Genomic DNA, 24,165 nt, shown 5'->3' on the forward strand with positions numbered 1-24,165 from the left:
GCTGCCTGGCTGGCGTGTCTGGATGTGGGCGGCCTTGGGGGCGGGACTGCCTCTGACGCTGCCTTTTGTGGCCCGCACTTTTGCGTCCGGGGCGGGCGAGGGGGCTTTGGCCACCTTCAACTACGCCTGGAAGCTGGTGGAATTGCCGCTGGTGCTGGCCATCCAGCTTGTGGCGTCGCTGGCTTTCCCTGCGATCGCGCGGGCGCATGCGGCGCAGTTTGGCGCGGGGTCCTCTGGCGCCGAGGGCATGGCGGCATCGGTACGCAATGCCCTGGTGCTGGCCTGGACCCTGGCCTGCGCTGCGGCTGCGGCATTGCTGGTGGGTGCGCCTGCTATTGCGTCCCTGTTGTTCGGCTGGGGGCGCATGGATGCATCCGCCTTGGCGCAGATCGCTGCCTGGGGCCGCGTGGGGGCATGGGGCTTGTTGCCGCAGGCGCTGCTGGCGGTGGCCTTGACGGTACTGGCGTCGGTAGGGCGCATGCGCTTTGCCGTGTTGGCCTACGGGGTGGCGCTGGCCCTGTTGCTGGCGGTGGGGGCCGTAGGGTGGACGGCAGGTGGTGCGCTCATGTGGGGCTTGAACGCCGGGTTTGTCGTGGCCGCCCTGATCGCCTGGGGTGCGCTGGGCGCTTCTGCCCTGCGGCATTGGATTCCCGTGCGAGCACTCTTGGCACCGCTGTGCGGATTGGTGGCGGTTGCTGGTTTGGCGCTCTGGTGGGGAAGCGCTGACGCTGCGCCTGCACTGGTTCGTGATTTCGGTTTAAAACAGGCCTTCCCGCTCGTTGGTAGTGCACTATCTGCTATCTTTGTTGTAGCGGTATGCTGGTTTTCCAGCCCCGGGTTGCGCCGTGCCCTGCGGTCATAATCTGCGCCACGCCATGATTGAACTTCTCCAGATCACCAACGACCCCGCCCTGGCGCGCCGCTGCGACGCATTGCCAGGCATGCGCCTGTTTGTTGATCTGGAAGTAAACGGCAAGGCGGAGCGCCAAGCTGGCCGCAACACCTTTATCAGCACCCACCGGCTGGAGGATGTTGGCCGCATCAAGTCGCAGCTCAAGCAGTCACGGCTCATGGTGCGCGTCAATCCCCTGCACGCGGACACGTCTGGCGAGCTGGACGCCGTTTTGGCTCAAGGCGCTGATTGGGTAATGTTGCCCATGTTTCACTCCCCTGATGAAATGCAGGCGTTCAGTCGCCTTGTCGCAGGGCGGGCGCCCATCGTGGCATTGCTGGAGACAGCGGGGGCGCTGCAGTCACTGGATGATTGGGTGGGCACCCCGGGATTGTGTGAAGTGTTTGTCGGGCTCAACGACCTGCATCTTTCCCTGGGTTGCCGCTTCATGTTTGAACCCCTGGCGCAAGGTGTGCTGGACCGTGTGGCTGCCAGGGTGCAAGCTCAGGGGCTGCGCTTTGGATTTGGGGGAATCGCCCGGCTGGATGAGGGATTGTTGCCTGGTCGGGATGTTTTGGCCGAGCATCTGCGGCTGGGATCGAGCGCGGTGATTTTGTCGCGCACTTTTCACCGCCCGAACGCCGAAACCACTTTTGCAGACGATGTGGCCGTACTTCGTGAGGCGGAGCGATCACTGGCTGCGCGCACGCCGGAGCAGCTGGAGATCGATCGCGTGTCGACCTTCGCTACCATCGAGCGCATCGCCGCAAGCATCAGGGCCTCCGCATGAAGCGTCTGATGGACATCTTGCTGTCACTGGCCGCGCTGATGGTATTCAGCCCCGTTATGCTGGCGGCCGCCGTGGCTACCTTGCTGGATTCAGGGGCACCCGTGTTCTACCAGCAGATTCGCGTGGGGCGCGGGGGACGTGAATTTGGTATGTACAAGTTCCGCAGCATGGTCAAGAACGCTGCAGCGATCGGGCCGTACCATACCGCTAGTGATGACCCGCGCATCACACGTGTCGGGCGTTTGCTCCGAACGACAAGCATTGACGAGCTGCCTCAATTGATCAATGTGCTTAAGGGGGAGATGAGCCTCGTCGGCCCCAGGCCTGACGTGCCGGCGCAACGTGGCCTCTACCGGGATGCGGACTTCGAGCAGCGCGTGAGTGTCAGGCCGGGCATCACCGGCCTAGCACAGGTCTTGTATCGCTCCGATGCCATCGGAACGCAGCGCCTGGATGCCGATCTGAAGTACACGCGGGAAGTTTCCCTCTGGCTGGACTTGAAGATCATGTGGCTCACCCTCGGGCGGTTGTCCGGCAAGGGGAGCAACTGAAGTGCCCTGGGGAAACGCTCTTCACGAATCGCCGTTCGATTCGTGAAGAGCATCTCTATAGGAATCGGTCAGAATTGTCAGTTCACTGAATGCCGCAAACAACGAGGCTGGGTAGTATGAAATTTACGACAGAGCAAGAAGCTTTCTGGGCTGGTGAGTTTGGCAACGCGTACATGGAGCGGAATCAGAGCGAGGCCCTGCTCGCGTCCAACCTGAACTTCTATTCCCGGGCCTTGCGCCAGGCGCCTGGCCTGGAGAACTGCATCGAGTTCGGCGCCAATGTCGGGATGAACCTGCGCGCCCTCAAGCTGCTGCGGTCCGGCATCGATCAGCATGCCATCGAGATCAACGCGAATGCGGCAGCCAAGCTGCGCGAGTTCCTGCCGCCGCAGAACGTCTACAACGTGTCGATCCTTGAGCATGAGGTCAAGCGCACCTTCGACCTAGTGCTGATCAGGGGCGTTCTCATCCACATCAACCCCGAGGCGCTGGCGACGGTCTACGAAAAACTGCACAGCTCCACGGGCAAGTACCTGCTGATCTGCGAGTACTACAACACCACGCCCGTGGCCATCGAATACCGCGGCCACAAGGACCGCCTGTTCAAGCGTGACTTCTGTGGGGAGATGCTGGACCGCTACCCCGACCTGGAGCTGGTGGACTACGGATTTGACTACCACCGTGACCCGACCTTCCTGCACGATGACTGCACCTGGTTCCTGTTGCGCAAGAAGGGCTGACTTGGCAATCCGGTATTTTCGTTACTAATATGTGCGGCATCTTCGGCTACTGGGACCGATCGCGCACCCCGCTTGACGGCGACGCGCTCCAGCGCATGGCGCAGAGCCTGGTTCATCGCGGCCCTGACGACGAGGGCGTCTGGAACCAGCCGCAGCGCGGCGTGGCCATCGGCAACCGGCGATTGTCCATCATTGACCTGGGCGGTGGCCACCAGCCCTTCGTGTCCGACGACGGCCAGGTGGCCGTAGTGCAGAACGGCGAGATCTTCAACTACGTGGAGCTGGCGGCCGAACTGCGCGCGCAGGGGGTCCGGCTCGATACCGGCTCCGACACCGAAGTCATCCTGCGGCTGTACGAGCGCGAGGGCATCGCCTGCCTGAAGCGGCTCAACGGCATGTTCGCCATCGCCATTGACGATGCACGCGAAGACGCCCTGTACTTGGTGCGCGACCGCATCGGCGTCAAGCCGCTTTATGTGTGCGATGACGGAACGCGCGCCGTGTTCGGCTCCGAGATCAAGGCCATCCTGCCTGCGGACCGCAGCCGCTGGTCGCCCGATGCTATCGATCTGGAAGCGGTCCACCATTATCTGACCTTCAACTACATCCCTGCGCCCTGGACCATCTGGCAGGGCGTGCGGCACGTGATGCCCGGCACCTGGATGAAGTTCACGCGCGCCGGCCATATGCAGACGCAGCGCTGGTGGTCGCTGGCCGACCAGCGCGAACGTGACCACGACTTCGGCGCCTGGGCCGAGGAATTCATGGCCGTGCTGGACGATGCGACGCGTATCCGCCTGCGCGCCGACGTGCCTTGGGGCGCGTTCCTGTCGGGCGGCGTGGATTCGAGCAGCATCGTCGGCTTGATGGCGCGGCATGTCCAGGCGCCGGTCAAGACCTTCTGCATCGGCTTTGCCGACCCGCGCTTTGACGAGTCGGCCTACGCCGCCGAGGCCGCGCGCCGCTTCGGCTGCGACCACCAGATGGAAGTGGCCGAACTCAACATGCTCGACCGCTGGCCCAAGGCGCTGCACCACCTGGACCAGCCGCATGGCGACGCCTCGTTCATGCCCACGCTGCGTGTGAGTGAGCTGGCCGCCAGGCACGTCAAGGTGGTGCTCACCGGGGATGGCGGCGACGAGCTGTTCGCCGGCTACGACAAATACGCTCAATGGTTCGCACGTCCCGGCGTCGACGCGCTGGGCGCCGACTCCTTCCAGCGCGGCTATTTCGACAGCATCTCGTTGTTCACGCCCCAGGCCAAGCTGGCGTTGTACCGGCCCGAGCTGCGCGTGCGCCTGCAGGGCGTCGACAGCTTCACCGAAGCCGCCAGGCCCTGGTTCGACGAAGCGGCGCACTTCGACCGCGTGAACCAGGCGCTGTACCTTGACATGCAATTGCTGCTCTCGGGCAACAACCTCGTCAAGCCCGACCGCATGGGCATGGCCGTGAGCATCGAGGCGCGCACGCCGTTCCTTGATTGGCGCATGATGGAACTGGCCTTCCGCAGCCGCGGGAACACCAAGCTCGACCGCGCCAGCGGCGACAAGAAGTACTGGTATAAGAAGGCCGTGACATCGCTGATCGGCCAAGACCTGGCCTACCGCAAGAAGCAGATGTTCACGGTGCCGATCGGTGAGTGGTTCCGCAACGAGAGTTACCCCTGGCTGAAAGGCCTGCTCGATGGCAGCGATGTCCTTCGCGCATGGTTCGAGCCGGCCGCAGTGTCGTCGATGCTCGAGCGTCATCGCGATGGCCGTGAGAATTTCACGCGCGAACTGCGTGCTCTCGCAGCACTGGCCATGTGGGAGCGCCAGCCGTGACGGAACGCCGTGCGCTGTTCGTTGCCTATGGCAGCGGCCACATTGCCAAGGTGGCGCCCGTCATCCGCCACCTTCAAGCCGAAGGTGTGCGCTGCGAACTGCTGGCGCTGACGCTGGGGCACAAGCAGGCACGCCGGCTTGGCCTGGAGCCGCGTGGCTACCGCGACTTCTTGCATCTGGTGGATCGCGAAACTGTCCTCGCGCGCGGCCAGCAGTTGCTGGCCGGCAACTCGCACCCCGACGTCGATGATTTCGAGAGCCAGTGCTACCTCGGCATCAACTACCAGGAGTGGGTGGATGCCCATGGTGAAGAGGAGGCCGCACGCCGTTGGGCGCAGGGGGGGCGCCGCGCCTTCCTGCCGCTGCAGTTCATGGGGCGGATCATCGACGAGTTCCGTCCGCATGTGGTGGTGAGCACCGCTTCACCGCGCTCGGAGCAGGCGGCGATAGAGGCGGCCGTGATGCGCACCATCCCGTCGCTCACGATGATGGACCTCTTCGGCCTGCCTCACGACAACTTCCTGCGCAATAAGGTCTTTGCCGACTGCATCACGGTCCTGTCTGACTTCGTCAAGGGGAACCTGATGGCTGCGAATATCGGGGCGCAGCGCATCGTCGTGACGGGATGCCCGGCCTACGAATCCCTGTTCGAACCCGGCCAGGCTGAGGCGGGCCAGGCACTGCGCGACAGCCTCGGCTGGAACGGCCTGACCGTTGCCATGTGGGCGGGCAACCTCGAGGAGCCTGGCCCTGGCGTGACGCCCGCCACGGCCGGCATGGCGCTGGCGCTGGACGTGGAGCGCCGGCTGCGCGCGTGGGTGGAGGCGAACCCCCAGGTGGCGTTGCTGGTGCGCTACCACCCCGCCCAGTACCACTTCTTCCCCGACCTTGGCGCGCACCCGCGCATCTACCGGAGCGTTCCGACGCAGGACCCGCTGGTGCCGCAATTGCATGCGAGCGATATCGTGATCGTTCAGGCGAGCACGGTGGGCTTTGAGGCGGCGCTGATCGGCAAGCGCGTCCTCAGCCTGTCCTGGTCGCCGACGGTCCGCAACATCGACTTCGACTACGGGAAGATGGGCCTTGGCGAGTCCGTCGAGCGCCCCGAAGACCTGGTTCCCTGCCTAGCCGGCCCGGGGCGAGTGCCTGATCGACGCGTGTTTCCCCCGCCGGGGCGGGCGACCCCCCGCGTCGCCGCGGTGATCCATGCGCTGATGGGGGACTAGCCGGGCGCCGTGTGGCACAAGTCCCTTGAGATGCCGCAAAGGGACGCTGCCGCTATAGTTCATCCTGAAAAGCTTTACATACCTCTCGCTATGAGCAGTCCCACGCCCGCCGGCAAGCCCTTCCCCCATCTGCGTTACTGTGTGCGTTGCTGCATTCCGGAGACGCAGGAAGGCATCGTTTTCGACGAGCTCGGTGTGTGCCAGGCTTGCCAGTCCGCAGAGCAGAAGATCCACATCGACTGGACCGAGCGAGAGCAGGACCTGCGCCAGACGCTTGAGGCCGCGAAAGCCTCTGCCGGCAACAACTACGACTGCATCATCCCCATTAGCGGGGGCAAGGACAGCACGTTCCAGCTGCACGTGCTGACCAAGGTGTACGGCATGAAGCCGCTGGCCGTGACCTTCAGCCACAACTGGTACAGCGAGACCGGCTGGTACAACTTGCAGAACTCGCTCGAGCAGTTCAACGTGGATCACATCATGTTCACGCCGAACCGCAGCCTGATCAACCGTATCGCGAAGCATTCGTTGGCTGGTATCGGGGACTCGTGCTGGCACTGCCATGCGGGCGTAGGTTCCTTCCCTTTGCAGGCGGCCGTGCGCTTCAACATTCCGCTGCTGGTGTGGGGCGAGTCCATCGCCGAGAGTTCGGGCCGTGCCTCGTACAAGAACCCGGTGCGCAAGTTCGACCGCGAATATTTCACCAAGGTCTCTGCCAAACTGCGCCCCGACCAGATGGTGCGCGAGGATCTGAGCGAGCGCGATCTCTACCCATTCAACGTGCCTTCCGCCGAGGACTGCGAACGCGTCGGTGTCTACGGCATTCACCTGGGCGACTACATCTTTTGGGACGACGAGCGACAGACCGAGTTCGTGCGCGATGTCTACGGCTGGCGCGAAACGCAGATCGAAGGCTCCTATAAGCGCTACAAGAGCGCTGAATGCATCATGCCCGGCGTGCACGACCTGACCTGCTACATGAAGCGGGGCTATGGCCGTGCAACCTTCCACGCTAGCGTGGACGTGCGTGCCGGCTTGCTCAGCCGCGACGAAGCTTGGCAACTGATCGGTGACACCGAGTCGAAGCGCCCCGAGGGCCTGGACTACTACCTGAAGATCACCGGCATGTCCGAGGAGGAGTTCCTCAGCATCATGGAAGGCCACAAGCGCCCCGAGTTGAAGAACGTGGTCATCCCGATTCATCCCAAGACCGAGCCCAACGAGGAGCGCATTCTTCCCTATCCCCAGCAACTGATCGAGAAATTCAGGAATGGGGACAAGTGACAAGATGAGCGCGAACCTGCCCTTTCATGAATTCAGCGTCGCTGCCATCCTCGATGGCTACCGCGCGAAGACACTGTCGCCAGTCGATCTGGCGCAGTGGTGCGCCGATGCCTATGCAGCCGCAGAGCCCCATGTCCACGCCTGGGAGTGCTTCGACGCCGACCGCCTGATGGAGGCGGCCAAGGCGGCGGCGGCACGCCTTGCGCAGGGGGGGGCACCCCGCTCGCTGGAGGCCATTCCGGTTGGCGTGAAGGACATCTTCAACACCGCCGATTTTCCGACGCAGATGGGGAGCCCGCTCTGGCGAGGCTTCACCCCGGGCAACGACGCCCGTGTCCTGTACGACATGAAGCGCCACGGCGCGCTGGTGCCAGGCAAGACCGTAACGGCCGAGTTCGCCGTGCACGCGCTGGGCAAGACACTCAACCCGCACTCCGTACTGGCCAATCCTGGCACGTCCTCCAGTGGGTCTGCCGTGGCGGTGGCAGCCGGCATGGTGCCGGTTGCGCTGGGCACGCAGACGGCCGGCTCGATCGTGCGGCCGGCGAGTTTCTGCGGGGTCTGGGGCTGCAAGCCGTCCTTCGGCCTGGTGCCGCGCACGGGCACGCTCAAGACCACGGACAGCCTCGACACCGTCGGCTACTTCGTCGCGCATGCGGGCGACCTTCAGGCGGTGTTCGATGCCATCCGTGTTCACGGCCGCGACTATCCGATCAGCCATGCCGCCCTGACGGACCTGGCGCGGCAGTCCGCGCCGTCCGGGCGCCCTTGGCGCATTGCCGTCGTGCGGCCTGCGGCCGTGTGGGGCCAGGCTGTGGGTTATGCGCGCGACGCGCTGGATGCCTGGTGCGCGCGCGTCGGCAAGGATGCGCGCTTCGACCTCGTCGAAGTGGAGTTGCCCGCTGAGGTCAACGATGCACATGCGCTGCATTCGACCATCTACGACCGTGCGCTGGCCTACTACTTCCAGGAGGAGTACAAGCGCGCCGAGCTCATCTCGCCCGTGATGAATCAGCTGATCGTTTCGGGGCAGAGCATCACGTCCGCGCAGTACGAACAGGCGCTCGACCTGCAGGTCGTCGCGGCACGTGCCATGGACGCCTTCTTCTCGGGGTTCGATGCCATCGTAACGCTCAGCACGGGCAGCAGCGCGCCCCCGCGCGAACAGGTCGAGGTGCCCGATTCCGCGCTCATCTGGACGCTCACGCACCTGGCCTCGGTCAGCGCACCGGCGTTCACCTCGCCTGAAGGCATGCCATTCGGCGTGCAACTCGTCGCCCGCCGCTACAACGATCCCCTGCTGTTCCGCCTGGTGGGTGAACTCGTGGAAAGGCAGTTCCTGCCCGCCGGGTGCAACCCGGTGGCAGGGCTCTGAGCGTCAGGCGTCCCACAAGTGGATGATGCCCGGCTGCGGCAGCCGGCAACGGGGCGCCCATGGCGGCAGCGTGCCGAACACGGTGCGCCCCGCCGCGAGGGCGACCACCATCGCGTGCGATTCGCATCCTGCGACCCAGCGCGCGCCCGAAAGCGCTTCGCGCAAAGGCCCGCCGGCATCGAGCGCGGTCACCAATCCCGTCTGCGCCTCGACCCAGCCTGAGTACTTGCCCGGCGGATCGGAGGGGTGTGGCCGCAGGACGACCCGCGCGTTCGCCGGCACGCCCGGCAAGGGCCAGCGCGACGCGAAATAGTCGAGCGCCTGGAACTCACCGGGGCGGCCACGCCCCCAGTCATCGCGCGCGGGTTCCAGCAGGTACAACAAGGTCGGCGGCGCAGCGCGCATATCGCGGATCCCTTGAAGCTGCTCTTGCATCTGGAAGTCTGGCTGGAGCCTCAGGTCGGCGCCGGGAAACTCGTCGCGGGCGATGCGCAGCGCCTGCGCGTCCGTGACCCAGATCTGGTCGGGCAGCACCGTCTGGCCGTCGCGAGTGAACCGCTGGGCATAGTTGACCCAGTGATCCAGCAGCGCCGTGCTGGGCAGGCCGCGTTTCCGGGCCAGCGCGCGCGCATCGTGCTCGATGCTCGTGGCCCAGCCCGTCCCCGTGAGGACCGCGCCAGCGCCGTCTAGGGCCTCGTCGAGGCTGGCTGCCAGCGGTGCGACACCAAAGCGCTGTTGCCATGCCGACAGCGCCGGGCCCGCCATGAAGGCCCTGATGCCGACCGGCGCGCCGGCCGCAGCGAGCAACGCCAATAGCGCGTTGGCGCCCCCGGCGTCGTGACAGGCGACAGCCCAGGGGCGCGGCAGGTCAATGGCCGGTAAATCGGGCGAAGAGCAGGATGTCATGGGGCTGGCCATTCACCAGTTCCTGGGCCTTGCGCGTGGCTTCTAGCTTCAGGCCGGAGCGCTCCATGAGCCGCAGCATGCCGGTGTTGCAATCCAGCGTCCCGGCGGTCACCTTACGGATGCCCGGCTGCTCGGCGCACCAGCCCGTGAGGGTGTCCCAGGCATCCTGGCCTAGGCCCTTGCCCCAAGTGGCGGGAGCGCCCAGCAGGATGCCGCAGTCCACCGTGCCATGGTCGCGCGAGAAGTACGCGGTGGCAGTCCCGATGGCCTGGCCCGATTCACGCAGGCGGATGCTGAAGAAACGGTTGTCCGAGCCTTCGAACGTGCGCAGGTAGGCTGCGCAGCTGGCCTCGTCGTGGCGCCGGAAGCGCTGATTGCTCAGGCGCACGACCTGTGGATCATTGAGCCAGCCCACGTACTGCGGCGTGATGTCCGCAGGCATGAACGGGGTGAGATCGACGCGCTTGCCGTGGAGCATGTCAGGCCCGCAGGGCATCCAACTGGCCCCACACCTTGCGGAACGCCTCGATGACCCGGTCGACGTCCTGAGGTTCGTATTCGCACAGGCACAGGGCCAGGCCGAGGAAGCTACGTGCATGCAGCTCTTCTGCCACGGGGCACAGGCCGGGGGCGTAGGTGATGGCATCGCCCCGCGGGCTCGCCGTCCAGGGAAAGCCGGTGGTGCCGTGGGCGATCTTGTGACGGAACAACGGCAGCAGATGGATGTTCTGGTAGCCGTTCATGAGCCCGGGCACGCCTTCGGCACGCAGCGCGGCCAGAAGGCGCTCGCGCGACAGGCCCAGTTGCTGCGTATCCAGCACCATGCCGTAGACGTAGTAGACGTGGGTGCTGCCGTCTGCCACCTGCGGCGTGCGCAGGCCCGACAGGCCGGCGAGGCCCGCATTGAGCTGCGCGGCAACGCGCTGGCGGCTGGCCACCCGTTCCTCGAGCCGGTCGAGCTGGACCGAGGCGATGGCGGCCTCGATCTCGCCTAGCCGGAAGTTGTAGCCGAGCATGCCCGCCAGCTCCGAAGCTTCCTGCGCGGTGGTCACGGCCTCGGCGTGGTTGCGGATCATGGCCAGGCGGGCAGCCAGGCGGTCATCATCGGTGACGAGAATGCCGCCTTCGCCGCAGTGGATGTGCTTGTGGTAATTGAGGCTGAAGCCGCCGATGTCTGCGAACAGACCGGCGAAACCGCTGCCGTAGCGCGCGCCCGGCGATTGCGCGGTGTCGGTCAGCAGCTTCAGACCATGGCAGTCCGCAATGGCGCGCAGCGCGCGCATGTCGGCGGACAGCCCGAAGATGTCGGCGGCCAGGATGGCACGCGTGCGCGGCGTGACCAGCCGCTCCACGGCGGCGGGGTCGATGTTGAAGGTCTGCGGGTCGATGTCCGCGAAGATCGGGATGGCGTTGTTGTGAAGGATGGCCGTGGCTGTGGCTGCCATCGTCCAGGGCGTAGTGATCACCTCGTCACCAGGCTCCAGGCCCAGCGCCGCGACCGCCGCGATCAGGCCGGATGTCCAGGAGTTCACGGCAATGGCATGCCTGGCGCCGAAGTAGGCGGCTGCCTTGGCTTCGAAAGCCCGCACCGCAGGGCCGCCCAAGAAGGCCTCGCCGGCCGCGCCGATGTATGCCGAGAGCACGCCGCCGCGCACCACCTGGGCTGCGGCCTGTGCCTCCTCTTCGCCGATGCTGCGAAAGGGCGCCAGGGGTGCGTCGATCACGGGTGTTCCGCCCAGCAGGGCAAGCGCGGAGGCTGAAGCATTCATGAGAAGAGTTCCTGAGATTTTTGCCGGATTTTCTCGCACACCTCCTGCGCTTGCAGGGCGCTGGCGCCGGTGCTGGCCAGCGGTTGCCCGCGCGTGAGGTGTTCGTACACATTGGTCGCAGCCGCGAGCATGGCCTGCCGGTATTCGCCGGGCCGGGCCTGGGCTTCGCCGAGCGCACGGTAGCCGGAAAATTGCGTGCTGTCGGCCGCTTCGCGCATGCGCCAGCCGAGACCGCCACTTTCCATCACGACGACGCCACGCGAGGTGACCAGTTGCAGCTCGAACAGCGCGTAGTCGGCCGCATGCGCAGTCGCCAGCTGAATCACGGTGCTGCCTCGTGCCAGAAGCACGGCGGCGATGCTCGGGTCGTCGGGCCAGAAGTCATGCAGCGGTGGCCCGGCCCACACCACGTGCAGCGGGCCCAGCAACAGGTGCAGCAGGTCGATCAGGTGCCCACCATTGTTCAGCACGCCCTTGTTGTAGGTGGCGCTGACGCTGCGCACTTCGCCCCAATGGCCGGCAGCGAGTTCGTCGCGCAGGCGCAGCACATCGGGCGCCCAGCGGCGAGTGTGGTTCACGGCCAGCGCGATGCCGGCTTCGCTGAAGGCCCGGACCAGTACGCGCGAGCGCGCCAGGTCCGGCGTCAGTGGCTTCTCGCAGAACACCAGCCGGGGGGCCAGCGCCATCGCCGCTTCCAGGTCCTGCGCATGGGCAGCCGTGGGCGAACAGACGCTGATCACATCGAACCGGCCGGCCTTGCTGCCGGCTTCGGCGAGCGAGGGCCAGGCTTGTGCAACGTTCCAGCGTTCCGCGAAGGCGGCCCGCTTGCGCGTGTCGGGTTCCACGCAGGCGGCCAAGTGGAAGCCGCCGTGACGTGACATCGCGCCCGCATGCGTCAGCGGCCAGCTGCCGGGCGGGGCGTCGTGATCGAAGCCGCCGGCAATGTTGCCGCAGCCGATGATCAGGGCGTTCAGCCTGGGCGTCACCGCAGCAGTGACCACGACAGGGGAGTGCCACGCGGTGCGTCGTGCAAGGCGGTGCGGCCCAGGACTTCGTCGAGATGTCGTGGCGCCAGCCCCAGGCCCGGGCGGATTGCGCGCACGTTGGCGGGGCTCAGGGTTTCGCCGGCCTTGATGTCCTGAACGACATACAGCGAACGGCGGAATTGCAGCGAGCTTTTTTCCGCTGCCGTCGGGCCATAGGTCACCTTCCCCAGACTTTGCCAGGCGCGGGTGGTTTCTTCCACCAACTGGCGCATCTCGGTCGGCTCCAGCGAGAACGCGCTGTCCACGCCGCCGTCGGCCCGGGCCAGCGTGAAGTGCTTTTCGATGACAGTGGCGCCCAGTGCGACGCTGGCCACTGACACGCCCACGCCCATGGTGTGGTCCGACAGGCCGATCTCGCAGCCGAACAGTGCGCGCATGTGGGGAATGGTCGTGATGTTAGTGTCGGCCGGCGTGGCCGGGTAGTTGCTGGTGCACTTGAGCAGCACCAGGTGCCTGCAGCCAGTGGCGCGCGCGGTCTTGACGAGCTCGTCCAGCTCGGACAGCGAGGCCATGCCCGTGGAGACGATCAGCGGCTTGCCGGTGGCGGCGACTCGCCGGATCAGCGGCAGGTCGGTGTTCTCGAACGACGCGATCTTGTAGCAGGGGACATCGAGCGACTCGAGGAAATCGACGGCGGTCTCGTCGAACGGCGTGCTGAACGGAATGACCCCGAGTTCGCGTGCGCGGCGAAACAGCGGCTCATGCCATTCCCAGGGCGTGTGGGCCTCCTCGTAGAGGCTGTAGAGCGTCGAGCCATTCCACAGACTCTTGGCGTCGCGAATCTGGAACTCCGGTTGCGGAGCATCGATGGTCATCGTGTCCGCGGTGTAGGTCTGGAACTTGATCGCATGGGCACCCGCCTGCGCGGCCGCTTCGACGATGGCCATGGCGCGGTCCAGCGAATGGTTGTGGTTGCCCGACATCTCGGCGATGACGAAGGGCGGGTGCCCCGGGCCGATGGGGCAATCGGCTATGCGGAAGCTGTCTGCGGATTCCATGTCGGGAGTTCCTTGCTGTAGCAGGTGGTGGCACGCGCGTAGCCGGCGCGTTCGAACAACTGATGGGAGGCGGTGTTGTCGCCCATGACGTGGGCGACGAGCGCGGGCGCCTGCGGATGCTCCCGCGCCAGCCAGGCCTCGGCGGCGGCCAGCAGCGCCGAGCCGCTGCCGCGCGCGTGGTCTTCGGGCACGAGGTAGATCGACACTTCGGTACCGGCCTGCGCGTCGAGGTCGAAGCGGACCACGCCAATGGGCTGGCCGCTCCTTTCGCCGACGAGCAGAAAGCGGTCGGGCGCGGCCAGCGTGCGAGTGAACCACGCGTGGTGCGAATCGGCACTGATGGGGTTGTGATCGCGCGAGGCCATGCGCACCCGTGGGGCGTTGCGCCAAGCCCAGAGCGCGGCACTGTCCGAGGCCGTGGCCGGGCGCACCGTAACGGCCTGCCGCAGCATGAGGTCGGCCATCCGACTCACCCCCTGGCCGTCGACCAAGGCCATGCCCGTGCGTGACAGAAGACCGCGAAGGCCGCTGTTGTCGACCAGGGCCTGCAGGTGGGCCGCCAGCGTGTCTGCGTCGATGCTTTCGCCATCGGGCACGTACAGAAAGCCTGCGCGCGCGCCTGCGGCCAGGACTTCACGTTGGTTGGGGGCGAGGCACAGCGCGAGCGTCGGCAGCCCCAGGCAGCATCGCTCCCAGGTGGCGCCGCCACCAGCGCCGATGGCCAGGTCGGCCCGTGCGCACAAGGCCGCGATCTCGTTTGATTGCACGTGCAGGTGCAGGCGCGGCCGGGTGGACGCCAGGGATTCGAGTTGCGCGCGTGCCGGGTGCGCCGCACCGATCACGACGTCAACGTCGATGTCGCGAGCCTGGGGCAGCCTGCCGATGGCCTCGACGGCGCGCCCGGTGACGTTGTCGGCGTCCATGCCGCCCAGCAGGACCAGCAGCCGCCGCACCGGGCCCGAACGGGGCTGCACGTTGCGCCGATGGTTTTCGAATTCGGGCCGCAGCAACGCGTGGCGCGGCCCCGTGAGCACGACCGCCGCAGCCGGCACTCGGCCCTGGTAGCGCGCCTGCGCGTCCTCGAAATGGTTGACGTCCAGCAAAACGTCGCAATCATGCGCGCGCGCAAGGTCGTCGATGGCGAGCCGCCGTTGCGCGGCCGCACGCAGGGCCGTCTCCCAGGGCGGGCCGAGCCCGTAATGATCCACCACCAGCCAGTTCCATGCAGGACTGCCGCCCAGCGCCTGCAAGCAGGCCTGGGCATCGGCGCGCTGGGCCTGTAGGGGCCAGGAGGCTCCGGTCGCGAGCTTGGGGCCTGCCGGCAAGCGGAGGATTTTGTGGCCGTGCGCGTGGATCAGTTGTTCCAGCGAAGGCGTCAGTGCGGCGCACAGGAATGTGAGCTGGGCGCCCCGGGCCTGCAGGCCGTTGGCCAGCGCAAGGCAGCGCATCACGTGACCGCTGCCGAGCGCCACTGCGGCATCGGCGCGGATGGCGATCCTCACGGATGGTCCTTGGCGTGTAGAACGCCGTACAGCGCTTCGGCGCGAAGCCAGTCGTCGAGGGTGTCGATGTCCACGCAGCGCCACTCTGGGATCACGAAGGTGCGCGCGTTCTGATGGATGTTCAAGCCGCCGAGCCATGACGGTGTCGCGCCCCAGTAGAACTGGCCGGAGTCGTGGTACGCTGGTTCGAGGTCCTGCGTGCGGGTGCCTACATGGCGCGCGTCGAAGGGTTCGGTGCGCCCGTCCTCGTGGCGACGCAATGCCCGCTGGATCGGCGAAGGAAAGGGCGTGACGGGAAACGCGTAACCCTGGCCGGCCTGTTTGAGCAGTTCCAGGCCCTGCACGAGGTCCTGCGGCGAGAGCAGCGGAACGCCCGGATAGATGCAGCAGACCTGCGCGGGCGTCAGGCCGGCGGCCATCAGGGCATTGATCGCATGCGCGATGACCGGCACCGTCGGCGTGATGTCATCGGCGAGTTCAGCCGGCCGTGTGAAAGGCACCTCCGCGCCGGCGACCCGGGCAATCTCGGCAATCTCGGCGTCGTCGGTGGAGACGATGACCTGGTCGAAGACCTCGCTGGCCAGCGCCGCCCCGATAGCGTGCGTGATCATCGGCCGACCCGCGAAGGGGCGGATGTTCTTGCGCGGGATGCGCTTGCTGCCACCGCGTGCGGGGATGACGGCCAGCCTCATGCGCAATCCTGCAGGGCCTGGCCCAGCAGATGCACGACCTGATCCTGCTGGGCGTACGTCAGTGCAGGGAAGAGCGGAATGGACAGGGCCTGGTCGTAGTAGCCCTCCGCTGCGGGAAAGTCGCCGCGGCGAAAGCCCAGCCTGGCGTAGTAGGGCTGAAGGTGCACCGGGATGTAGTGCACGTTCACACCCAGGCCCGCAGCACGCAACTGCTTGAAAACATCGACGCGACGCGCGCTGGTGCGCTGCGCGTCGATCTCGACCGCGTACAGGTGCCAGGCAGACTGGCGATCAGCCTGGCGCGCCGGCAGGCGAAGCGGCAATTCAGCGAGCATCTGGTCGTAGCGTTGGGCCAGGGCGTCACGCTGAATGCCTAGGGTGTCGATGCGTGCGAGTTGCGATGTGCCGAGCGCCGCCTGCACATCGGTCAGCCGGTAGTTGAAGCCGAGCTCCTGCTGCTCGTAGTACCACGGCCCTTCAGGCACTTGCTCCATCTGCGCCGGATCGCGCGTCATGCCGTGCGAGCGCAGTAGCCGCAGTTTCTCGGCCAGCGCGGCATCCTGGGTGGCCAGAAGGCCACCCTCTGCCGTGGTGACGACCTTCACGGCATGGAAGCTGAAGACCGTCAGGTCTGCCCAGGCGCTGCCCACGGGGCAGTCGAGGTAGGTTGCCCCTGCAGCATGCGAGGCATCCTGCAAGATCTTGAAGCCATAGCGATCGGCCAGCGAGCGGATTTCGCGCATATCGCAGGGGAGGCCGGCAAAGTCCACAGGAATCACCACACAAGGCAGCGCACCCCTCGCTTCAGCGGCTTTCAGCTTGTGCGCCAGCTTGGCCGAGCTGATGTTGCGCGTGATCGGGTCAATGTCCACAAAATCGACAGCCGCGCCACAGTAGCGTGCGCAGTTGGCCGAGGCCAGGAAGGTGTTGGGCGTGGTCCATACCCGTGAGTCCGGGCCGACGCCCAGCGCCAAACAGCCAATGTGCAGTGCGGCCGTGGCATTGGAGACGGCAATGGCGTGCGCCACTTGGTGGCGGACCGCAAAAGCTTGTTCGAAGGCTGCGACGGCGGGTCCTTGGGTCAGATACTCGGACCGCAGTACGGCGGTGACGGCCGCGATATCCTCGTCGGTGATCTGCTGGCAGCTGTAGGGAATGAACATGGTGGACGGTTATTGCTCAGCCGACAGTAGGCCATCTACGTGATGGGCGATGAGGCCCCGCAACTCATCGACGCTAAGGAACTGCGGGTTCGTTCCGCTGTCGTAGGCGAAGCCGGATTCCACAAGTTTCGCGCCGGTCTGCGCGCAGTATTCTTCGAGCGTGAATTGTCCCGCCATAGGCAGGATGGCGTAGTAGTCTCCCAAATCCACGGTGCTGGCGCTATCACTCGCAGTAATCATCTCTTCATGGATTTTTTCTCCGGGGCGGACTCCGACAATCTCTTGTCGGCATTGCGCTCCTACGGCAGTGGCAACATCCGTGATGCGATAGGAGGGAATTTTGGGCACAAGCACTTCCCCCCCCCAGGCATTGTCGATAGACCAGAGCACCATATCCACTCCTTCTTGGAGCGAAATGTTGAAGCGTGTCATGCGCGGATCGGTGATTGGCAAAACGCCTGTGCGCGCCCTCTCTAAGAAAAAAGGAATGACTGAACCCCGGCTACCCATCACATTGCCGTAGCGCACGACGCTGAAGCGGATGTCCCGACTACCCTTTATGTTGTTGGCAGCTATGAAAAGTTTGTCGGAACAAAGTTTGGTGGCACCGTAGAGATTGACTGGTGCAGCGGCCTTGTCCGTCGAGAGTGCTACAACTTTTTCCACACCGTTAGATAGGCAGGCCTCAATTAGATTCTGGGCCCCTAGTACATTGGTCTTGATGCACTCGAAAGGATTGTATTCAGCAGCCGGAACTTGTTTGAGCGCGGCTGCATGTACGACAACATCGATGCCTTCCAGTGCACGGTGCAAGCGCGCTTCATCTCGCACATCACCAATAAAGTAACGCAGGCAAGGGTACTGACTGGCCGGGAATACCTGTTGCATTTCAAACTGCTTGAGTTCGTCGCGTGAGAAGACAACAAGTCTTCGCACCTTGGGATAGCGTTCTAGTACGGTACGCACGAATGCTTTGCCAAAGGACCCGGTTCCGCCGGTAACGAGAATAGATTTGTCGGTCAGCATGAAGGTCTCACGAATGCTATCTTGATATTATCGATGACGTTTGCACGCGTGACTCTCGGGCGTGCCGCCAACCCTCCAGCGCGCCCTCCCCTCACTGTGCTGTCAAACCGTACCTCTGTTCGCTTGTCTTCGCTAGCCCTGCTTGCCCTGGACGCCGCACTCATTCTTCTAGCCTGGGTGTCGTCGTTCTGGCTACGTTTCAATCTGGATGTGCCTGATGAGTTCAGCTCTATGGCTGTTGAGTCGGCTTTGCTGGCTGTAGGGTCTTACTGTGTCGTTCTCGTGGGTATGGGAGTGCATCGACAAGTCTGGCGCTACATCGGGTTGTCTGAGTTGCGTCAGTTGGCCATCGCTGTACTTCTTGCGTCTCTTTTGACCGCAGCTGCGGTGCTGATGCTGCGAGTGCCGAGCTTTCCCCGTTCTGTGTTGCTGCTCCATCCCCTGATAGTTTTGATGCTTTTGGTGACTGCACGTGCTGCTTGGCGCACGCTCTTCGAGCGGGCAGTTTTGCCGACGGGAACTCGGCCCATTCTGATCGTGGGAGCGCTCCAGGATGCTGCCGATGCCCTGCGGGCGCTCAAAGGCTCGGGCCATTGGCACCCAGTGGGTATCGTGTCGCACTTGGAGTCTGAGCAAGGGCGTTCGTTGCAGGGGGTGCCAGTACTTGGCACCACGACCAATATCGACTCCATTGCACGCTCCGTTGATGTGCGCACAGCCCTGCTGGCCAGTCCCGCTGGATCTGAAGGGCGTAGTGAAGTCCTGAAGTATTCCAGCGATGCGGGTCTCGCGCTGCTGGCCATGCCTCGGCCCGATGAGTGGCTTCGAACCGAGAGTGTCGGGCCGCGTCGCATCGAGTTGGAAGACCTGTTGGGTCGCGTTCAGGTGCAACTGGACGCCAAAGGATTGTCGGATCTGTTTGCCGGTACATGTGTACTTGTCACCGGTGCTGGCGGCTCCATCGGCTCTGAGCTGTGCCGTCAGATTGCACGTTTTGGTGTGGTGCGTCTGGTTTGTGTAGATGTGTCTGAGTTTGCGATCTACCAGTTGGAGCAGGAACTGCGTGAAGCGCACCCGCAGATGCAGGGCATGTACTACACCGCCAACGTGCGCGAGGTCGAGCGCCTGCACGCCATCGCGCGTCTTCATCAGCCGACGGTGGTTTTCCACGCGGCAGCTTACAAACACGTCCCGCTGATGGAGTCACTCAACGAAATTGAGGCGGTGCACACCAATGTATTAGGTACCATGAATGCCGCTCGTGTGGCGGCTGCGATAGGGGCAGCGCGTTTTGTACTGATCTCTACTGACAAGGCCGTGAATCCGACTAATGTCATGGGGGCAAGTAAGAGGCTTGCGGAGCGGGTAATGCAAGCGGTGGCGTCTGAGCACCCTGGGACACGTTTTGTTGCGGTGCGATTTGGAAACGTGTTGGGTTCGAGTGGGTCGGTCGTCCCTTTGTTCACCGAGCAGATTTCGCGTGGGGGGCCTTTGACCGTGACCCATCCCGATATCGTCCGGTACTTCATGACCATTCCAGAGGCTGCCCAGTTAGTCTTGCAGGCTGGCCTAATGGGGCAATCGGGGCAAATCTTTGTGCTGGATATGGGTGAGCCGGTCAAGATCGTGGAGTTGGCCAGAATTCTTGTTCGTTTGTCGGGAAAAACCGAGCAAGAAGTCCCTATCGTTTTCACGGGCCTGAGGCCTGGCGAGAAACTCTATGAGGAACTTCTGGCCAATGGAGAGACAACCGAGCCTACGCCTCACCCCAAGCTGCATGTCGCCAAGACCGATGCTTTTGGTGGTGTGAATCCTGAGGCGGTGAGCCAGAGTATTGCGGATCTGGGGGTTGAGCCATCGGCGTCTGCACTCCGTTCATGGTTGCAGACGCAAGTGCCAGAGTACACCGCTCGATAGTGCAAGCGCTGGCTTCCGCGTCTACTGCGCAATCCCCGTCCTCTCCAGCACATCCCCCACCAACTCCAGCCGCACCAAAGGGTTGTCGAGCTCCATCAGCCGTTGCTTGAGTTCCAGAGGTACAGGCAATAGCTCGCACCAGCGGTTGGATACCCAGCCGCAATCGCCGAGTTGTGCGTCTGTGGGCGTGATGGCACTGGGGGTTTCGGGGTCGCGTTGTTGGAGTGTGTGAAGCACCTGCGCCAGTGCAATCGCCGCCTTCTTGAGGTCGTCGGGGACGGGCACAGGGAGGTCAGAGGCCACGTGCTCCACGTCTGCGGTCCATAGACCGTGGGGCAGGTGATGGCGCCGGGTGATGCGAAAACGCTGGCTGGCGCGACAGAGCAGGGTGATCAGGCCTGGCTGGGGATGATCCAGTTGCTCAATGATGGCCAGGATACCGACATCGTTGAAACGCTCTTCTGGCGCACCCGCTTGGCGCACTTCGTGGCCGTGGGTCAGAGATACCACGCCAAAGGGGGCGCCTGCTTGGTGGCATTTGCGCACCATGTCCAGGTAGCGCACCTCGAACACTCGCAGCGTCAGCACGCCGCCCGGGAACAACACGGAGTTCAGCGGGAACAGGGGCAGAGATGACAGTGTGAGGGACTGGGACATGACCGTGGTGAGGCGCCTGGGCCCGCTATCATCCCACGGAGCAACCCGCTTTCAGTGCCGCCACCGGTTTTTGTTCCGCCTGCCCCTTATCCATACATGCTCTTCCAGATCGCCTCTTTCCTGCTCGACGTTGTTGGTGGCTTGCTCACAGGCGCGTGTTTGCTGCGGCTGTACATGCAGTGGCAGCGTGTTCCGTTTGGCAACCCAGTGGGGGGGCTCGTGTTTGCCCTGACGGACTGGTTGATCATGCCGCTGCGCCGGGTCATTCCTCCGGTGGGGCGCTGGGATGTGTCCAGCCTGGTGGCCGCTGCGCTGCTGCAGCTGGCGCAGTATTTCCTGCTGACTTTGTTGCTTGGCGCGGCATCGGCGTGGGCCTGGTTGCCGTGGTTGGCCCTGTGTGGCCTGGCGCGGGTGGCAGTGTCAGGGCTGATTGGCCTGTTGATCGTCTACGCGGTGATGTCGTGGGTGCAGGCGCGTTCGTCGTTGTCCGACGTGATCGCCAGACTGTGCGAGCCGGTGCTGCGGCCCTTGCGCAGGATCATCCCGCTGGTGGGGGGAATCGACCTCTCGCCCTTGGTGGCCCTGGTGCTGCTGCAGGTCGTGATGATTGTGCTGGGCCATGTGCAGGCCAGCGTCATGCGTTGAACGGGAGAGTCCAAAAAATGACTCTCCCGCGCAATAGGTAAGCTTTTTTAGCTATCAATTGAGGAGCAAATGGCCATGCAAGTCGCGCAGGCCATTGATCCCATCAGGCGTTACATCACTGCGTCAGCCGGCAGGCGCTGCAGCATGGCCAGGCTGCTGGACACGGTGTTGCGCAGTTCGCGTCGGTCACAGATGAAGTCCACAGCACCCTTGGTCTGCAGGAATTCGGCGCGCTGGAAGCCTTCGGGCAGGGTCACGCGCACGGTGGATTCGATCACGCGGGGGCCCGCAAAACCGATCAGGGCCTTGGGCTCGGCGATCACGATGTCGCCCACGAAGGCGAAGCCGGCGCTCACGCCGCCCATGGTGGGGTCAGTAAGCACGCTGATGTAGGGCAGGCCCTTCTTGGCCAGGCGGGTGAGGGCTGCATTGGTCTTGGCCATCTGCATGAGTGAGAGCAGGCCTTCTTGCATGCGCGCGCCGCCGGTGGCGGTGAAGCAGATGAAGGGCACCTTCTGTTCGATGGCGGTTTCCACGCCGCGCACGAACCGTTCGCCCACCACAGAGCCCATCGAGCCGCCCATGAAATCGAACTCAAAGCACGCCGCCACCACGTTGATGCTCTTGACCGCACCGCCCATGACGATGAGTGCGTCGGTCTCGCCGGTGTTCTCCAGGGCTTCCTTCAGGCGCTCGGGGTACTTGCGGCTGTCTTTGAACTTGAGGGCGTCTACCGGCAGCACTTCCTGGCCGATCTCGTAGCGGCCTTCGGCGTCGAGGAAGGAGTCCAGGCGCGCACGTGCACCAATGCGGTGGTGGTGGCTGCAGTGGGGGCAGACGTTCTGGTTGTGTTCCAGGTCAGCCTTGTAGAGCACCGTCTCGCAGCTTGGGCACTTGATCCACAGGCCTTCGGGCACCTGGCGGCGCTCGGTGGGGTCGGTTTGCTGGATCTTGGAGGGCAGAAGTTTTTCGAGCCAGGACATGGTGTTCTCCTCTTCATTGGCGCGACCTGTTGCAAAGCCCGTGGGCATTGGCGGGGCAGGTCGGGTGTGAATCTGTCGGCGCACCCCGCAGGATGCACCGGGCTGCATTATGCGACTAGGCGTCCAGTGCCTTGCGGATGCCGCGCAGGAAGTCGATGGTCAGGGGCACCACCTTGGCGTGTTCCTGGTCTTCGATCAGCTGGATGATGCGGCTGCCAATGACCACTGCATCGGCCACCTTGCCAATGGCTTGGGCGGTGGCTGCGTCGCGGATGCCAAAGCCCACACCGACGGGAATCTGAACGTGCTGGCGGATGCGCGGCAGCATCTGCTCCACAGCCGCCGTGTCCAGCGCGCCTGAGCCGGTCACGCCTTTGAGCGACACGTAGTACACGTAGCCGCTGGCCACGCGTGCTACTTGGGCCATGCGCGCGTCCGTGCTGGTAGGTGCCAGCAGGAAGATCAGGTCCATGCCGTGCTCACGCAGACTGGCTGCAAAGGCTTCACATTCTTCGGGCGGGTAGTCCACGATGAGCACGCCGTCAACACCGGCAGCAGCCGCGTCGCGCACAAAAGCGCCTGCGCCGTGCTTCTGGTCGTAGCGTTCCACGGGGTTGGCATAGCCCATCAGCACCACGGGCGTGGTGCTGTTGCGCTTGCGGAACTCACGCACATGGTCGAACACTTGCACCATGCCAATGCCCAGACTGAGGGCCTTCTCGCCCGCCTTCTGAATCACCGGGCCATCGGCCATGGGGTCGGAAAAGGGCACGCCCAGCTCGATCACATCGGCACCGGCCTCGACCATGCCGTGCATGAGTGCGGGGGTGATGTCGGCGAACGGGAACCCGGCGGTCACATAAGGAATCAGCGCTTTGCGGCCCTGGGCTTTCAGGGCAGTGAAGGTGGATGCGATACGGCTCATTTATTTCACTACCTTGATGGGTTGTTCGCCGCCCTTTACGGACTGCCCCTGGCAACTGGGTCGGCAGTAAAAGTCGGCGCCACTGAGGTCGGCCACGGTACCGATGTCCTTGTCGCCACGGCCCGAGAGGTTGACCAGGATGGATTGGTCAGGGCGCATGGTCTTGGCCAGCTTCATGGCGTAGGCCACAGCATGGCTGGACTCCAGCGCAGGGATGATGCCCTCGGTGCGGCACAGGTAGTGGAAGGCGTCCAGCGCTTCCTTGTCGGTAATGCCGACGTATTCGGCACGACCGATCTCTTGCAGCCATGCGTGCTCCGGGCCCACACCGGGGTAGTCCAGGCCGGCGCTGATGCTGTGGGTTTCGGTGATCTGGCCGTTGTCATCCTGCAGGATGAAGGTACGGTTGCCGTGCAGTACGCCCGCGCTGCCTTTTTGCAGCGATGCCGAGTGTTTGCCCGACTCCAGGCCTTCGCCCGCTGCCTCCACGCCAATGAGGCGCGTCTTTGCAAACGGAATGTAGGGGTGGAAGATGCCCATGGCGTTGCTGCCGCCGCCCACGCAGGCGATCACAGCATCGGGTTGCTGGCCCAGCACTTTTTGCTCGGTCAGCATGGCGGGCATCTGCTCAATGCACTCCTTGCCGATCACACTCTGGAAGTCGCGCACCATCATCGGGTAGGGGTGCGGCCCCGCTACGGTGCCGATGATGTAGAAAGTGTTGTCTACATTCGCTACCCAGTCGCGCATGGCGTCGTTCAGGGCGTCCTTCAGGGTCTTGCTGCCCGACTCCACCGGCACCACAGTAGCGCCCAGCAGCTTCATGCGATACACGTTGGGGCTTTGGCGCTTTACGTCCTCGGCGCCCATGTACACCACGCATTCAAGCCCATAGCGGGCGCAAATGGTGGCTGTAGCCACGCCGTGCTGGCCTGCGCCGGTCTCGGCAATCACGCGGGGTTTTCCCATGCGTTTGGCGAGCATGGCCTGGCCGATCACGTTGTTGATCTTGTGGGCGCCGGTGTGGTTGAGGTCTTCGCGCTTGAGGTAGATCTGCGCGCCACCCATTTCGCGGCTGGTACGGGCTGCGTGGTAGATGGGGGAGGGGCGACCGACGAAGTGCTTGAGTTCGTAATGGAATTCGGCCAGAAACTCGGGGTCGTTTTGGTAGCGAGCGTAAGCCTCGCGCAGTTCCTGGATGGCGTGGGTCAGTGTTTCGCTGACGAAACTGCCGCCGTAGGGGCCGAAATGGCCG

23 protein-coding genes are annotated in these 24,165 nt (G+C 64.4%); 10 read left to right on the top strand and 13 right to left on the bottom strand.

Annotation, left to right across the window (positions count from 1 at the left end):
* From QE494_RS00410 to QE494_RS00445, 8 genes are all read left to right on the top strand, one after another.
* Nucleotides 1–862, top strand: an 862-nt coding sequence (locus QE494_RS00410) for a lipid II flippase MurJ (protein ID WP_300040361.1), incomplete at its 5' end; no start/stop codon positions are given.
* A 13-nt stretch (nucleotides 863–875) separates the two neighbouring features.
* A complete protein-coding gene (locus tag QE494_RS00415; protein WP_300040363.1) occupies nucleotides 876–1,682 on the top strand; it encodes an aldolase/citrate lyase family protein in 807 nt (268 codons plus the stop codon).
* Nucleotides 1,679–2,233 carry a sugar transferase gene (locus QE494_RS00420; RefSeq protein ID WP_298448811.1) on the top strand — a complete coding sequence of 185 codons (555 nt, stop codon included), beginning with the start codon at nucleotides 1,679–1,681 and terminating at the stop codon, nucleotides 2,231–2,233. Before QE494_RS00415 ends, QE494_RS00420 begins: the two co-directional genes overlap by 4 nt.
* Nucleotides 2,234–2,349: 116 nt before the next feature.
* The gene (locus tag QE494_RS00425) at nucleotides 2,350–2,973 is read left to right on the top strand and encodes a pseudaminic acid biosynthesis-associated methylase (protein ID WP_300040365.1); all 624 of its coding nucleotides are present in this window, start codon (nucleotides 2,350–2,352) and stop codon (nucleotides 2,971–2,973) included.
* Nucleotides 2,974–3,002: 29 nt separating this feature from the next.
* Nucleotides 3,003–4,796, top strand: coding sequence for an asparagine synthase (glutamine-hydrolyzing) (gene asnB / locus QE494_RS00430; RefSeq protein WP_300040367.1), 1,794 nt, complete (start codon nucleotides 3,003–3,005; stop codon nucleotides 4,794–4,796).
* The gene (locus QE494_RS00435; protein WP_300040369.1) at nucleotides 4,793–6,022 is read left to right on the top strand and encodes a hypothetical protein; all 1,230 of its coding nucleotides are present in this window, start codon (nucleotides 4,793–4,795) and stop codon (nucleotides 6,020–6,022) included. The genes asnB and QE494_RS00435 overlap by 4 nt, the downstream gene beginning before the upstream one ends.
* Before the next feature lie 90 nt (nucleotides 6,023–6,112).
* Nucleotides 6,113–7,306, top strand: coding sequence for an N-acetyl sugar amidotransferase (locus QE494_RS00440; RefSeq protein WP_298448804.1), 1,194 nt, complete (start codon nucleotides 6,113–6,115; stop codon nucleotides 7,304–7,306).
* Nucleotides 7,307–7,310: 4 nt separating this feature from the next.
* Complete coding sequence (locus QE494_RS00445) at nucleotides 7,311–8,681, top strand: amidase (protein ID WP_300040371.1); 1,371 nt, start codon at nucleotides 7,311–7,313, stop codon at nucleotides 8,679–8,681.
* A 3-nt stretch (nucleotides 8,682–8,684) separates the two neighbouring features.
* Here QE494_RS00445 and QE494_RS00450 read toward each other — a convergent pair whose 3' ends face one another.
* The 9 genes from QE494_RS00450 to pseB are packed head-to-tail and all read right to left on the bottom strand — an operon-like array spanning nucleotide 8,685 to nucleotide 17,783.
* Nucleotides 8,685–9,599 (bottom strand): hypothetical protein, encoded by a 915-nt coding sequence (locus QE494_RS00450; RefSeq protein ID WP_300040373.1) that lies wholly within the window; start codon nucleotides 9,597–9,599, stop codon nucleotides 8,685–8,687.
* Nucleotides 9,550–10,065, bottom strand: coding sequence for a GNAT family N-acetyltransferase (locus QE494_RS00455; RefSeq protein ID WP_300040375.1), 516 nt, complete (start codon nucleotides 10,063–10,065; stop codon nucleotides 9,550–9,552). The genes QE494_RS00450 and QE494_RS00455 overlap by 50 nt, the downstream gene beginning before the upstream one ends.
* Before the next feature lies 1 nt (nucleotide 10,066).
* Complete coding sequence (locus QE494_RS00460; protein WP_300040377.1) at nucleotides 10,067–11,356, bottom strand: DegT/DnrJ/EryC1/StrS aminotransferase family protein; 1,290 nt, start codon at nucleotides 11,354–11,356, stop codon at nucleotides 10,067–10,069.
* Entirely contained in the window at nucleotides 11,353–12,342 is a 990-nt protein-coding gene (locus tag QE494_RS00465) for a Gfo/Idh/MocA family protein (RefSeq protein ID WP_300040379.1), read from the bottom strand. The genes QE494_RS00460 and QE494_RS00465 overlap by 4 nt, the downstream gene beginning before the upstream one ends.
* Nucleotides 12,339–13,400 carry a pseudaminic acid synthase gene (gene pseI, locus QE494_RS00470; protein ID WP_300040381.1) on the bottom strand — a complete coding sequence of 354 codons (1,062 nt, stop codon included), beginning with the start codon at nucleotides 13,398–13,400 and terminating at the stop codon, nucleotides 12,339–12,341. The genes QE494_RS00465 and pseI overlap by 4 nt, the downstream gene beginning before the upstream one ends.
* On the bottom strand, nucleotides 13,373–14,902 hold the full coding sequence (pseG, locus tag QE494_RS00475; protein ID WP_300040383.1) for a UDP-2,4-diacetamido-2,4,6-trideoxy-beta-L-altropyranose hydrolase: 1,530 nt from the start codon (nucleotides 14,900–14,902) through the stop codon (nucleotides 13,373–13,375). Before pseG ends, pseI begins: the two co-directional genes overlap by 28 nt.
* Nucleotides 14,899–15,594, bottom strand: coding sequence for a pseudaminic acid cytidylyltransferase (gene pseF / locus QE494_RS00480; protein ID WP_300040385.1), 696 nt, complete (start codon nucleotides 15,592–15,594; stop codon nucleotides 14,899–14,901). The genes pseG and pseF overlap by 4 nt, the downstream gene beginning before the upstream one ends.
* Nucleotides 15,591–16,757, bottom strand: a complete 1,167-nt coding sequence (gene pseC / locus QE494_RS00485; RefSeq protein WP_300040388.1) for a UDP-4-amino-4,6-dideoxy-N-acetyl-beta-L-altrosamine transaminase — start codon at nucleotides 16,755–16,757, stop codon at nucleotides 15,591–15,593. Before pseC ends, pseF begins: the two co-directional genes overlap by 4 nt.
* A gap of 9 nt (nucleotides 16,758–16,766) precedes the next feature.
* Nucleotides 16,767–17,783, bottom strand: coding sequence for a UDP-N-acetylglucosamine 4,6-dehydratase (inverting) (gene pseB, locus QE494_RS00490; protein ID WP_300040390.1), 1,017 nt, complete (start codon nucleotides 17,781–17,783; stop codon nucleotides 16,767–16,769).
* 33 nt (nucleotides 17,784–17,816) lie between these two features.
* Between pseB and QE494_RS00495 the strand changes: the two genes are divergently transcribed.
* The gene (locus QE494_RS00495) at nucleotides 17,817–19,700 is read left to right on the top strand and encodes a nucleoside-diphosphate sugar epimerase/dehydratase (protein ID WP_300040392.1); all 1,884 of its coding nucleotides are present in this window, start codon (nucleotides 17,817–17,819) and stop codon (nucleotides 19,698–19,700) included.
* A gap of 21 nt (nucleotides 19,701–19,721) precedes the next feature.
* Here the strand turns inward: QE494_RS00495 and QE494_RS00500 are convergent, their stop codons facing one another.
* Nucleotides 19,722–20,357 carry an LON peptidase substrate-binding domain-containing protein gene (locus QE494_RS00500; protein WP_300040394.1) on the bottom strand — a complete coding sequence of 212 codons (636 nt, stop codon included), beginning with the start codon at nucleotides 20,355–20,357 and terminating at the stop codon, nucleotides 19,722–19,724.
* Between the two features lie 96 nt (nucleotides 20,358–20,453).
* On the opposite strand from QE494_RS00500, the gene QE494_RS00505 reads away from it, so the two are divergent.
* Nucleotides 20,454–21,002, top strand: coding sequence for a YggT family protein (locus QE494_RS00505; protein WP_137746205.1), 549 nt, complete (start codon nucleotides 20,454–20,456; stop codon nucleotides 21,000–21,002).
* A gap of 110 nt (nucleotides 21,003–21,112) precedes the next feature.
* On the opposite strand, the gene accD is transcribed toward QE494_RS00505, so the two are convergent.
* The 3 genes from accD to trpB form a co-directional block, all read right to left on the bottom strand.
* Nucleotides 21,113–21,985, bottom strand: a complete 873-nt coding sequence (gene accD, locus QE494_RS00510) for an acetyl-CoA carboxylase, carboxyltransferase subunit beta (protein WP_137746206.1) — start codon at nucleotides 21,983–21,985, stop codon at nucleotides 21,113–21,115.
* Between the two features lie 115 nt (nucleotides 21,986–22,100).
* Complete coding sequence (gene trpA, locus QE494_RS00515; protein ID WP_300040397.1) at nucleotides 22,101–22,910, bottom strand: tryptophan synthase subunit alpha; 810 nt, start codon at nucleotides 22,908–22,910, stop codon at nucleotides 22,101–22,103.
* A partial coding sequence (gene trpB / locus QE494_RS00520) for a tryptophan synthase subunit beta (protein ID WP_300040399.1) occupies nucleotides 22,911–24,165 on the bottom strand: 1,255 nt, incomplete at its 5' end.

Source organism: Ramlibacter sp. (assembly GCF_029866045.1).
GTDB lineage: Bacteria > Pseudomonadota > Gammaproteobacteria > Burkholderiales > Burkholderiaceae_C > Ramlibacter.